This window comes from Prevotella sp. oral taxon 376, from assembly GCF_003043945.1.
Taxonomy (GTDB): domain Bacteria; phylum Bacteroidota; class Bacteroidia; order Bacteroidales; family Bacteroidaceae; genus Prevotella.
Map to the genome: position 1 here is coordinate 2,005,840 of NZ_PYXG01000001.1, position 12,085 is coordinate 2,017,924.

Sequence of the window (12,085 nt, forward strand, 5' to 3'; positions counted from 1 at the left end):
ATATGGATTTGACACAATTTGCAACGAGAACAGAGGAAACTTCCTTGCCAAAGGTGAGAGATCTGTTGACAAAGAAACCGTTTACGAGAGTAATGCCGAATGGACATTATGACCACGGCGTAAGATATGGCGACCCTATGGAAGAGTCGCCGACAAATGATTATCTCTACCGGAAGATAGTAACCCAAGAGGATTTTGCAAGGGAATTAGATCCTTATGGGCATCTTATCAACGATCGAGAGTATTATCACGATATTTGGAGACAGGACACTCGAGAGGACGGAACGGGACTTTGGTATCTGGAAGAAGTTCCACGCTACGCATTTAGTTTCCAATATGTTATACTGCACAAGCAACTTACACATCTTACTGGTAATGACATTCAGTTTGAGCTTGCCGATAAAAAGGATGATGATAAATCGAGAGAGACTTATAATGCTTTCAAAAGAGGCTGGCAAGAGCGCAACATGGAGACGGCGTGGTACAAGTTAGCTAAGTCTGTTAAATCTACAGGCGACGGAGCAATGGTAGGCTATCTTGACAGAGGAAAGTTCGGATGGAAAGTGTTGTCTTTCTCAAATGGCGATAAGCTCTTCCCGCACTATGATTTGCGAACAGGGGAGCTGAACGCTTTTGCTCGTACTTACTGCAACTATGATGAAGACGGACGAATTATCAACCGCTATGTGGATGTTTGGGATAACAAATACTACTATCGTTTCAAGGCTGCCGGAGACGCCTCCACCGCAATCGGGAAGTTCAAGCAGACCGTCCTCAATCTTTTTAATGTAAATGGTTACGCACTTGACGAAAGGGAGGTGCACGGATTTGAGTTTATTCCTGTCGCATACCATCGTGATGATATGGGGGCGTGTTGGACGTTCTCACAAGAAACTATTGACAATTACGAAATGGCCTTTTCCCGCATGGCGCAGAGCAATCACGACTTCGGCTTACCGATTATGTATGTAAAAGGTGAGGGTTCGGAAGAGGTATCAAAGCAAGATATGAGCCATGCGTCAAAAATCTTCTTCTTGCCGTCAGATGGCGATATGGGGTTCCTCAACAAACAAGACGCAAGCACGGCATATAAGACCGAGCTTGAGGTTTTGGAGAAACAGATATATACGCAATCATTTACCGTCATTCCTCCAGAGTTAAAATCAGGAGACCTGCCCGGAGTGGCCATTAAACTTCTCTACTCCCCTGCTTATGAGAAAGCGATGTCTGATGCCAATGAGTATGACGCTGTTGTAGACGAAATGGTTAAAATCTTCTCGTTTGGATATGGGGTAGAAACGGAAAATCAACTCGACTTTAAGAACACACCCATTTCCCACTACATCAAGCCGTATGTTCACCTCAACGAGACAGAGCTAACCAACAACCTTGCTATTCAGGTTCAGAACGGCTTCTTGTCAAAGCAAACAGCAAGCGAAAAGTCTGTATATGCGACACCACAAGAATGGGATAGAATACTTGCGGAGAAAAAGCATGAGCAAGAAATGGACCTAATTCTTGAGGAACAGAAACTCGAAATACAAACCGAGAATACAGTTGAGCAGACGAAAGAACTGAACGAGGTTAACGAAAGTGGCGACAACGATGCTCCAAAGGAGGGTGCAAGCGCAAAAGGCGATACAACGGCGACAGGTGTAAGTTCAGGGAAAGGCGAGTTCATGTGGGACAAATGGGGCAATAAAATAGACCCTAAGACGGGAAAGACCTATTCTAAATGGGACAAATTTAATCAGACCAAACGATAGTGTTTCTTGAATAAATAGACGACCGTTAAATTTTGGAAATAGACTTTAGAAATGAGTAGTGCTATCAGCATAAATTTAGATACCTCAAAGTATCGCATGCCCACACAAGAAGATATAAACAACGCCAAGAAGTTTATAGTAAGAAGAAGCTACCATGCCTCTATACTCGAAAGCAGGGTAAATGCTATTCTTGTTGAAGCGGCAGGCGAGATTGCTGAAATATGCCTTAAATACAACATTCCAGCCCGAGACTTCACGATGAATGCAAACAAACAGATGTTTGCGGAAGTAGAAGAAGTTATGGACAGGATAGATGAGCAGATTATGAGCCTTATTGAGCAGTTTTCAACAATGGTAACAGATAACCAAGCAAGGAAAAAGCTATTGGCTCTCTACATTGCTTCTCTTGGCCGTGGGAACAACAACCTGCAACAGACGCTTGACGGCTACTTGTATAGGTACCTATATGACTTAGAGGCTATCATTGCCTCCATGAAACTCGCAAAAGAAAATGAAAGTAAACTGACAACCGTAGCAATCGTGTCCAAAGTCAAGTCTTCCCAACATGCTATATATACCACCCAAGAGGTAAAACAAGCCATGTCGGCTAAAAATGTAGCATCTATGCAAGCCATGTACATTCGGTCGCATGGCAGACATATAGACAACACGGGCTTGTCTTATGTGGGTAGTAGCAATTCCAATGCGAATAACATTCTTCGCATGGCACGCACCACTATGGATATGGCGTGGATGCGGAACTTGTCCATTGATTATCAGGAGAATGCTGAAATAGTCGGTTTCTTTGTGTCTCGTGGAAGCTCATACGACTGTAAAATCTGCGATTCACAGGTTGGTTTTCATGTAAAAGGCGATTTGGAAGAGTTGCCATTGTACCATCCGAATTGTAAATGTTGGGTGATGCCAATTTATTCAAACAAAGACAAATACAATATTTAGAATATGGATTTTTCAAAAAGAATAGAAAAAGAAGCGAAGAAATACGGCGTCGAGGCTCAACAGCTAATAATGGCGGACTTGATAAGTATAGGATATACTACAAACGAGGCTTACGAGATAGTATATCAAGAGAACTCGGTGCTGAACTTTCAACAAAATCAAAGCATACGAGATGGGAAAACCAAGTCAGGGCGTTTCAAGGAGATGCTGAGCGACCGTATAGAAAAACTAAGTTCAAGAATAGTATTGCCTAATGGGGAGGATATAGAACTTATAAGTACGGAAGACGCAGCAAAGCAGGTTTTGAGAGCTGCGCAAGCTCTTCCCGAGGGCTCAAAGGAACGTGGTGAAATGTTTGTGAAATACACCGATCTTTTACGTCGCAATACAACCGTGGATGCAGAACCTGAAGAAGACAACATTCGCATTTACCTGCCTTTGAAGTGTAACGACTGTCCATTACTTCAAGAATACAATGAGAAACAGAAAGAGATAGAGGAGGCGAGAAAGGCTAAAATGCAAGAAGATAGTACTAATTCGTTGGAATAATCTATTTTTCCGCTATTGGCGTAAGCTAAATAATGAGTCTGCAGTCTTTTAACACTTTATGTTTGGAAGATTGCAGTTTTATTTGTATCTTTGCAGTGTTCAAAAATTGTAGCGGCATTGAAAGTCGCTAATCCTTATTGATTAAGCGGCATTTTTTATGCCTACCAAGAAAGAAAATATAAAATTTGCCGCACCGAGTCGTGAAACGGAAACGTTCACGCTGCTTTGCTACAAGGCAGGAACAACTCGTAGTGCGGCTTTATAAAATACAGTTCAAAAATTGTAGATAATGGAAAATTTAGTTTTCAAAGGAGAGAACAGCCAAGCACTGACAAACAGTTTGTTAGTTGCTGAAAAGTTCGGTAAAGAGCATCGCAATGTATTGCAGTCAATTAGGGACTTAATGGGGACTGCTGAATTTTCAGCATACCCCCAAATGTTTGTAGAAACGGTCTATTACAATCAGCAGAACGGGCAGGAATATCCAATGTTCGTTATGAACCGTGACGGCTTCACTCTCCTTGCTATGGGGTTCACGGGTAAAAAGGCTATGAAGTTCAAACTTGACTACATTGCAGCTTTTAACAAAATGGAGAAAGCCCTAAAAGATGGTCAAAAGAATCTGTCGGGTGCAGAATATCTGTTACAGCAGGCGCAACTCATGGTTGAACAGGAACGCAGGTTGAAGACATTGGAGAACCGTATGGACACCCTCGACAAGGAGCGAGAGGAAAACGGTCGTAAGTTACTCAGCGTGAAACTATCTAACGAACGAGCACCACAACAGACGATGAAATCAAAAATAAGGGAACTCGTTAACCAATATTCATCGGCAACAAACACAAGCCAACAAAACGTGTGGCATCTGGTGTACAAAAAGCTATACTATGTGTATCACATTTCCATAAACAGCTACCACAAACTCACTCCAAAAGAAAGTAAACTTGATGTGGCAGAGAGAAATGAGTTACTCGGAAAGATATTCAATATCGTGTCAGATTTGATTAGAGACACAAAAGCTGCATAATACAATAAGAGGGGGTGAACAAAATAAGCACCCCCTCTAAAGCAAGTGTCGCATCAAAAACATACGACGCCGTAACTCTTTCTACACATGGCAGGCGAGTTGAAATATTCACATAGAAACAAGCCACCATGAAACTACAAAAAACTCTATGTATGAGGCTACTGTCAATCTGAAAAGAAAAACGAGTATTCCCCAGTACCACAAGTCTATCTTGGTTGCACGGTAAACCCAGTATGACAAAAAGACTGAAACCAGAATTACAAGCCAGACCATGGCTACTGTCCTTTCATTTCTTCTCTCAACTTGTCGGCAAGCACCATCTGCTCAAACTCTTTATTGGATAGTTCTTGTTTTTCTTTCTTGGGAACATAATCCTCCAAGTCTTTAAGCATGTCGGCAAGAATAGATTCCACAATAGCGCGATATTCCTTCTTCTTGTCTTCCTTTGAACTTACCTCGTCCCTTCTATTAATAAAGGCACGTGCGCCGTGAAGGACAATATCATGATATAGGCCATCAGCAATAGAGGTTGTATTAACCATGTTTGTTAAAAGAGTACTCAATATCTCATCGCACTCCTTTGTGTTTTCCTCGAAAAGGTCAATGATAGATTGGTACATCATTCTATTTTGTGGAATACATACACTCCACAATTCTTCTAACGAAGCAATCTTTATCGCTTCTATCTCCGAAAGCCCATTCTTCTCAAGATATTTCTGGGTAATCTTAACGTTTGCATTTTCCTCTCGTGCCGTTCCTTTGTCGGAAATCAGCAACCTTACTCGCTTTATCTTGAAATTGCCGAATCGAGCGTATGCCCCCAATGGCATTATTCGTTTTTCCTTTTTCTCTTCGCTCATATTAATTATTTGATAAAGCCTTAAACCTTAAGGCATAATTTTCAAAAAGTCTGCAACTTTCTTACACCGGTAGAACAACTCCAAGTCAGACGACAAGCCGTTGTCTTTCATAGTAACTGGATCTATACCTTTTTCTCCGTTCAAAACTCTCACACAAAGTTCCATCTGTTGGTAAGCAAGGGATAATTGTTCCCTTGCTTCCTTTTCAGATAAACTTGCTACAAAATAATTAATGACTTTTACATCTTCTTTTTTCATATAGCAATCAATTTAAGATTTCTTTGGACGTCCACCCTTTTTGGGCTTATTCGGTTCAGTATCACCAGCGTTGTCCTGAGTCTTCTCGTCACCATTTTCGTCCTCTTCTGGAGACGGCAAGTCGTCAGTGTTTTCTTCTTTCGAGCCTTGTTTTTCAGCGAGCTTTACAGAAAGTTCTGCGGCTTCTTCCTCAAAACCTGCCTCCAACAAAGCGGCGACTTGCTCTTCTTCGGGCAGCTTACCAATTTCTTCGAGTTTTACCTTTCGCTCTGCGGCGGCCTTTTCTTCCGCTTCTTTTTCCTGCTGCGCTTTCAACGCTTCCGCAGCCTGCTTGGCTGTATCTTCTTCCTCGTTCTTAGCATCATTCTGCTCACCGATAGCAGTGCCAACTTCTGGCTTGCCATAGCTTGCACGTACCAAATTCCCGATGTCTCCACTCTCAACCCTCTTAGGGTTCTTTTCTCCAATAATTAATGCCATAATTTTCTTTTTTTGATGTTAGTATTATTTTACATTGTATATCGGCGTTGCGCCGTTTCCCATAAGCATGGTAACATTTACATTTGCCTTTCCACGCACCATGTCAACTTTCTCTTTCTCAATTTCCAAAGAGCGTAGCTTGATATACTGGTCCGGCGTAAGCCCCATTTTAAGGCGGTAAGCATCGTCTGCTTCAGCACGCTTACTTTCAGAAACCTTGCGCACCTCCTGCATGCGTGCGTTAGCTTCTTCTGTCTGTAATTTTTGAATTGCCGACGCCGTATGGTTATATTCTTCCATGACCTCCTCATTAGGTTTAGCCTTGTCAATAATGACCTTGATGAGTTTAATAGGAATTTTCTCGGAGCTGATTTTCTTGTTCAAAACCTCCTCGATGTGTTTGGAGATATTATCATAAATGGACCGTTTAGACGTAAGCTGCACCATTGGGTATTTGCTAATCTCATTGCGCACCTCGTTACAAAAATCTTTCTGTATAATATTCTCGTACCACTGCGTTCCAAAATTCTCATATAAATCAGGCGTCTTTCCTTTCTCTATCTGTATAAGAGCGTGAGCAGTTAGCGATATGGGCGTGTTATCCAAAGAGATAATGTCCTTGAAGTTTTCGTTATACTGTACAGGAATAACCTTAAATGTCTCGCTTGAAGTTGACCACCAGCACCATGTAAGACCTGTCTGAACAGGCGTTTTATCAACCCCTCCGTGTCCAAAGAACCAAGGTTTATAAATCAACACTGATTCCTCGCCTGCTCCGGGGCGTACTCCGTGGCATGAAGTCATTAAAACGACCAATGCCACTAAACTCAAAATAGATAAGATTTTCTTCATAAAAAGTTGAATTAAATATTAATATATTGTTTTGGGGTTACCCCATTACCAACTCCCAATCCTCTGCAAATACATCAGATATAGATGGTACCCAACTGTTAGCAACACCCGTCTCACGATTATAGATAAGACACTGACTGGTGTAGTCAATGAAGTTCTTACCTTTGCCAATCAAATCCTTGGCACTCTGTGGAAGTGATTGCATCTTGGGGATAATATCTCCCTCAATGTGAGCGGAGACTTGTTTGAACACCATCAAGCTCTTTCCGTTCCAACCGCTTCTGCGGATTGCAAGACCGAACTTCAATGCTTGGATAGCCTCGCCGAAGTTGTACTTTGTGTCTGGTTTAGTCTTTGCGCCATTTGCATACTCAATACGATTGTGCAAGGTGCCGAGGTAGCTCCCCATAGCCTCTCGCTGAAGGTACAAGAGGAAAGCTGGGTAACTTTCCTTGATAGTATCTCTGAACTTGTCAGACTTGACAAAAGCACTGCACTTTTCATACTTCTCGGAAAGGTCAGCATCTTCGATTTTCAGTCTATCAAGGAAAGTGTCAGCAGGCTTGTACGCCTTTTCAAACACCGATTTCGGAGACCAACTCTCATAACCGTCTTCGTAACGAACATGATAGCCCTGTCTCCATTCGTGGTTATCTTCATTAGCGCGTGCAAACCCTTTTTCAACAGCAGTAAGTTCATCCATCACTTCTGCTTCAACACTCTTTGTTCCAATGTACTTTTTCATCTTCTTTATGTTTTAATAATTAACAATTTTATCTTGACTATGCAACTGTAGCATAAACTCTTCAATCTCACGGATGGTTGCCAGCCTAACCTTTCCGCCCCACATAAAATTCTTAATGTCAGAACTTTTGCAGATTATTCCATTGTGCCACCCAATCAAAATTCCGTACCCATCGGCGTTGGCATAGCCGTTATGGATAAAAACTCTTTGACCTTCAAGATGAGCTTTTCCACTTTCTTTATTGCTTGGTATTCCATAGAGGAACTCGCCAAGCCTAAATTCCGTTCTTTTCATTATCTTTTTCAGATTATAAAACCTAAACCACTTCCTCGTATGTCTTTTCAAATATATCGGGCTTGCAAGGGTAAAACTCGCCATTTACGCCCTTGATAATATAATCGCCGATGTCTGCTTTCATTTCTCCTTCCAACGTTTGTATGCGCAAACCTTTTTCTTCAACGATACGCTCATACTCATCCCATTTCCAAAAGGCTACCCCTTTTGATGTAGTTCCCTTTAAGATGAATTCGGATTTTTGCTCTAAAAAAGCTGTTACTTCCGCCAAGTTGTCTCCATTCCATTGCACGGCTTCAATTACAACTGGTCTCTTTCTGTACTTTTTCATATATTTTTAATATTAAATATTACCTTTATAAATCTCTTTTTGTAACACTTTCCAACAGCACTTGGCAACCCAGCCTACCATATAGGCTGCGTGTTCATCGTTGGTCAAGTCGTATGTTATACCCAACTCGTCAAACATTGAATTTGCAGCGTGTAGGCTTTCGTGGGCAATGCGCTTAACCATTTCGCTACCGAGTATTTCTCCCTCCAAAACGAAAAGTATCAACACGCCATATTTCTTACTTTTCTTGTGCATAACACATTGGTATGTATAGGCATTGCCGTCTTCGTACTTTTCTATTGGTTTATCATTGTTCTTATGACAGACAAATTTATCCTTTACGTCCTCCCAATTCGTAGCAACCCATAGCTTACGCGGATATATTTCGCAGTTAAACTCTTTCAGCATAATAGCACCAATTTACAACAGAGAAGAAACGCACCTGAAAGCAATATAGCAATGCACAGGCATCGCAAACCTTTTGAGCAATGTTCCCAATTAAAGCCAAGAGAAACAGCCAAGAACACCATTGACGCAAGCAGCGACCCATATATCAAGACGTCTATCATACTGTACACCCTTTCCTTGCTTTCAATTCTTTGTATCTTTTCTCGCTTACAAGGAACACACCTCTGTCCTTGAACTTGATTGCGTGGTAGCGGTTGTTACCGATATAGTAATCTGCCTTAACAATATCTTCGTAAATTGATAGATATTTAGATAGGCTACCTGTCTCAAAACTTTTAATCATATAATAAGCATGATACCCACACAACTTAGCATACAACTTATCGTCCGTTACTCCTTTTGCAACACCTTTGTATTTCTCAAAGAAGTTGTAAAGGTCTATCTCGTCGGGCAGTTGAGGCTCGTGAGAAACCTTGCGCGGTTCAAATTTGAAACTTTTTGCTTTGTCTGCAAACTGGTGCAAATCCTCCAGCTCCTTGCGCAGGACACTATTAAAAATATTCATATCACGTGTATTTGTTGAAAAGTCTTTGCCTTTCCCTAAGTCAATAGCGCATAAGTAATTATAGGCTTCTTCTCTATCAAAACACTCCCGAGCTAAACAGTCGGTACAAATCTCCCTCCACTTGTCATTATACCCCATGTCAAGATTTAGGGCATCTAAATAAGAAAGTGGGCGCAGATAAGACTTGTTAAGTTTTACCATATAATCTTCCACCCAATAGGCAAAACCTTCGCGACACGTATCGTCCGCAACTTTGATGATGGCAACATCAGAACAACAAGAATAGCCTAATGATATAAGAATGTTTGCTTTCTCTTCGTCTAATACCTTTACCCAATATCCATTGTCCTTATTCATTGTCTTCACCCTCCTCATGTTCCATGTCTGCGTCTACAATGCAGTGTAAAATTTTGCCGTATTTAACTTCTCCACTATCGGTGATAGAAGCATCGGCATTGGTGATAAAGACACTTACGTCTATACGCTCCAGCCCATGACTGTTCACAAAATCACTAACAAGAGACGCGATTTCTCTTGCAAGACCTTTCTTCGCTATCTCAAAATCTTCTCTGTCCATAGGAACCTTTCAATTATAATTAATACAAACCTTCAGAATACAACTTCTCAACGCACATTCCCGTTTCTATCTTGTCAAATATTAAGCGCGTAGCTGATTTCGTGGTCGCAGAATATCTCGTAGATATTGTTGCTGGAGTTCTTCCTCTTCTCATAACCAATGGCTCTCATTTCACGACCAAACATATTCAATGTTTCTACCTCGAACATCTTTCGCTCGCAGAAACTGACATAGTCATTATAGAGAGACTGCGCAGCTACATACTTGGGCTTCTCATCCCAATGACCGCTGTATCTAATGGGCCGATACTCCCTCGCACGTAGAAATATCTGTATCGTCTGACCATTCTCCAACAGATAGTCTTCCGTCTCTTCCAAGCTCTCCTTGGTAGGAATGAACTTAAAACCGTCTTCTTTTAATAATTTGTAGCCTTGAATAAGCCAATTGCGAATACCACTCAATTCAGTAACCAACTCTGACACCAAGTCGGGACGCATGTCTTGCTTGGAAACAGTAGTGCGGAAATGAATAAGAAGCAGACGACGCATGAAAGCCTCACCCATCGACCTATTAGAGGGCTTCTTATTCATATTGAAAACGAGGTAAGGTATATCGTCAGTCAATTCTACATTACCACCAATACGCCTGTACTCTTTCTGTTCCCCAGAGCACAGCGACTTGAAGTTGCCCTCATAGCGGCTTATATCGGAGGTGTTGACCTCGGTACAATAATTGAATATCTTACCGACAATGACAGCCCTGAAGCGTGCACCATCGTCGCCATCTTTGATTAGATTGTGCAACGACATAGAAGAGATATTGGTATCTCCGTACACCGCTTTGACAACCTCAAAGATAACACTCTTGCCATTAGCACCGCTGCCAACCAACCACAAGGTTTCCTCTATCTTGCGGGAAGCGGAATCACGAGGAGCAATGCCCAAGGAAAGAAACTTCTGAAGAAGAGACACCTGAGCGGGAGTAAGAATGGATTTCAAGAAAGAAGCCCACTTAGGACAAGTCGCCGCAGGGTTATACTCGTAAGGTAAAACGGAAAGTATATCCATCCTGTCAGAGAATGGATGACATACAGGATTGTCTATATCAGAGAAATCATACACACCATTGCTGAAGCCAACAACAAAGCGGGTAGGGGATAGCTTCGACATGGAAGCACCTTGCTTGGCAGCACGCAGAATGTTGGAGCGGGCTTTGACCAAATCAGACTTGTTGATGTGGGCCTTAACCAAAGATCCGTTCAAGGCTTGCTCCAATAAAACATCGGACAAAGGAGACCAATACTTGCCATTGAAATAATACACGGCATCATCATAATACCGAAGCACCTTGGCACAAGCGGAACGAATGTGAAACTCGTAGCCAAAGACACGGTCCCCAAACAAGGCGGACTGAATAACCAAACGCAAGTCTTTCTTGCTGTACGCAGAGTACAACTCATCGGAGAGCATGTTGATAACCTCCATGCTGCGCTCGTAATCCTCACTATGTAATGCTTTCCTTGCCATTTATGCTCCTAACTTCAAAGTTTTAGAGGGTTGCTATATAGTATATCTTATATATCTTATTCTCTTATCTTTGATTTGATGAATAATTAAGAATTATATCCATTATGATGGCAAAGATATCCTTTGTACATGGGACTTGCAAGTAAAAAAGCAAAAATCTAACGAATTTCAGAAAAATCATCCGTTTGAAGAGAAAAATCTACCATAAAAGCTGAAAAATCATATTTTAACACAAAATTAACACGAATTTTACACGGAAAAATAAGAAAAATGTCTTCTTTCTTTTTAATATTTTTCTTTCTTCTTTATATAATATATAATTAATTGATAAATATATCCCCATTCTTATATCTTTCTCTTTGTGAGACTTTCTCTTTCTCTTTTCTTAATAACATACACAAACATGATTAATCATAAATAAAACGAAATGACGAGTATTATAATTGACTGCAATAAAAAACAAAAAAATAAAAATAAAATTTTTGTGAGAAGTGAATACGCCCGTCCAAGCCAACCACAAGGGGAGGGGGTACCCCTGTTCATACGCTTTCCACAAGAAAAAAGGTTATATTATAAATATAATGTAACGTCCTGGAAATCATGGGATTTACGAGCTTTTCGTAGATTGGTTTAGAGTCGTTTTTCTCTCCAATTTTTTAAGCAAAATATCCACTAATATAACCTTTATAGTCTCTTTTTTATACTTACTTACCAAAAATAACTATTGTGTTTTGCTATCTGTAGTTTGCAATTCTGGTATATGCATATTTATTTTGTAAAGAAATCCGAAAATCTTATATATTTGGGCAAAATATCTATTATAATACTTGCATATATTAGATATAATGTGTATCTTTGTAATATAGAAATAAAGATACAACGGTATC

Annotated in this window: 15 protein-coding genes; 4 read left to right on the forward strand and 11 right to left on the reverse strand. The window is 40.8% G+C overall.

All coding sequences use genetic code 11. From position 1 onward, the window contains the following. Positions 1-2: 2 nt before the first annotated feature. The 4 genes from C7120_RS08895 (at position 3) to C7120_RS08910 (ending at position 4,302) form a co-directional block, all read left to right on the forward strand. Positions 3-1,766, forward strand: coding sequence for a phage portal protein (locus C7120_RS08895; RefSeq protein ID WP_107621247.1), 1,764 nt, complete (start codon positions 3-5; stop codon positions 1,764-1,766). 51 nt (positions 1,767-1,817) lie between these two features. Then, the gene (locus C7120_RS08900; protein WP_107621248.1) at positions 1,818-2,726 is read left to right on the forward strand and encodes a hypothetical protein; all 909 of its coding nucleotides are present in this window, start codon (positions 1,818-1,820) and stop codon (positions 2,724-2,726) included. Positions 2,727-2,729: 3 nt separating this feature from the next. After that, positions 2,730-3,275 carry a hypothetical protein gene (locus C7120_RS08905; protein ID WP_107621249.1) on the forward strand — a complete coding sequence of 182 codons (546 nt, stop codon included), beginning with the start codon at positions 2,730-2,732 and terminating at the stop codon, positions 3,273-3,275. Positions 3,276-3,564: 289 nt separating this feature from the next. Next, entirely contained in the window at positions 3,565-4,302 is a 738-nt protein-coding gene (locus C7120_RS08910; RefSeq protein WP_107621250.1) for a Rha family transcriptional regulator, read from the forward strand. 275 nt (positions 4,303-4,577) lie between these two features. Here the strand turns inward: C7120_RS08910 and C7120_RS08915 are convergent, their stop codons facing one another. The 11 genes from C7120_RS08915 to C7120_RS08965 all read right to left on the reverse strand — a co-directional run bounded on the left by C7120_RS08915 (position 4,578) and on the right by C7120_RS08965 (position 11,198). Next, a complete protein-coding gene (locus tag C7120_RS08915; protein ID WP_107621251.1) occupies positions 4,578-5,162 on the reverse strand; it encodes a hypothetical protein in 585 nt (194 codons plus the stop codon). A 27-nt stretch (positions 5,163-5,189) separates the two neighbouring features. Continuing rightward, the gene (locus C7120_RS08920; RefSeq protein WP_107621252.1) at positions 5,190-5,420 is read right to left on the reverse strand and encodes a hypothetical protein; all 231 of its coding nucleotides are present in this window, start codon (positions 5,418-5,420) and stop codon (positions 5,190-5,192) included. A gap of 12 nt (positions 5,421-5,432) precedes the next feature. Then, complete coding sequence (locus C7120_RS08925) at positions 5,433-5,900, reverse strand: hypothetical protein (protein WP_107621253.1); 468 nt, start codon at positions 5,898-5,900, stop codon at positions 5,433-5,435. A 24-nt stretch (positions 5,901-5,924) separates the two neighbouring features. Continuing rightward, on the reverse strand, positions 5,925-6,752 hold the full coding sequence (locus tag C7120_RS08930; RefSeq protein ID WP_107621254.1) for an SPFH domain-containing protein: 828 nt from the start codon (positions 6,750-6,752) through the stop codon (positions 5,925-5,927). 37 nt (positions 6,753-6,789) lie between these two features. Then, on the reverse strand, positions 6,790-7,497 hold the full coding sequence (locus C7120_RS14040; RefSeq protein ID WP_199220677.1) for a DUF2829 domain-containing protein: 708 nt from the start codon (positions 7,495-7,497) through the stop codon (positions 6,790-6,792). Between the two features lie 12 nt (positions 7,498-7,509). Continuing rightward, positions 7,510-7,791 carry a hypothetical protein gene (locus C7120_RS08940; RefSeq protein ID WP_107621255.1) on the reverse strand — a complete coding sequence of 94 codons (282 nt, stop codon included), beginning with the start codon at positions 7,789-7,791 and terminating at the stop codon, positions 7,510-7,512. A gap of 22 nt (positions 7,792-7,813) precedes the next feature. Further along, positions 7,814-8,122 carry a hypothetical protein gene (locus tag C7120_RS08945; RefSeq protein ID WP_107621256.1) on the reverse strand — a complete coding sequence of 103 codons (309 nt, stop codon included), beginning with the start codon at positions 8,120-8,122 and terminating at the stop codon, positions 7,814-7,816. Positions 8,123-8,134: 12 nt separating this feature from the next. Beyond that, positions 8,135-8,530 (reverse strand): hypothetical protein, encoded by a 396-nt coding sequence (locus tag C7120_RS08950; protein ID WP_107621257.1) that lies wholly within the window; start codon positions 8,528-8,530, stop codon positions 8,135-8,137. A 157-nt stretch (positions 8,531-8,687) separates the two neighbouring features. After that, on the reverse strand, positions 8,688-9,452 hold the full coding sequence (locus tag C7120_RS08955; protein WP_146154238.1) for a hypothetical protein: 765 nt from the start codon (positions 9,450-9,452) through the stop codon (positions 8,688-8,690). Further along, positions 9,445-9,672, reverse strand: a complete 228-nt coding sequence (locus C7120_RS08960) for a hypothetical protein (RefSeq protein WP_107621259.1) — start codon at positions 9,670-9,672, stop codon at positions 9,445-9,447. The genes C7120_RS08955 and C7120_RS08960 overlap by 8 nt, the downstream gene beginning before the upstream one ends. A gap of 74 nt (positions 9,673-9,746) precedes the next feature. Then, positions 9,747-11,198, reverse strand: coding sequence for a phage/plasmid primase, P4 family (locus C7120_RS08965; RefSeq protein WP_107621260.1), 1,452 nt, complete (start codon positions 11,196-11,198; stop codon positions 9,747-9,749). Positions 11,199-12,085 lie beyond the last annotated feature (887 nt).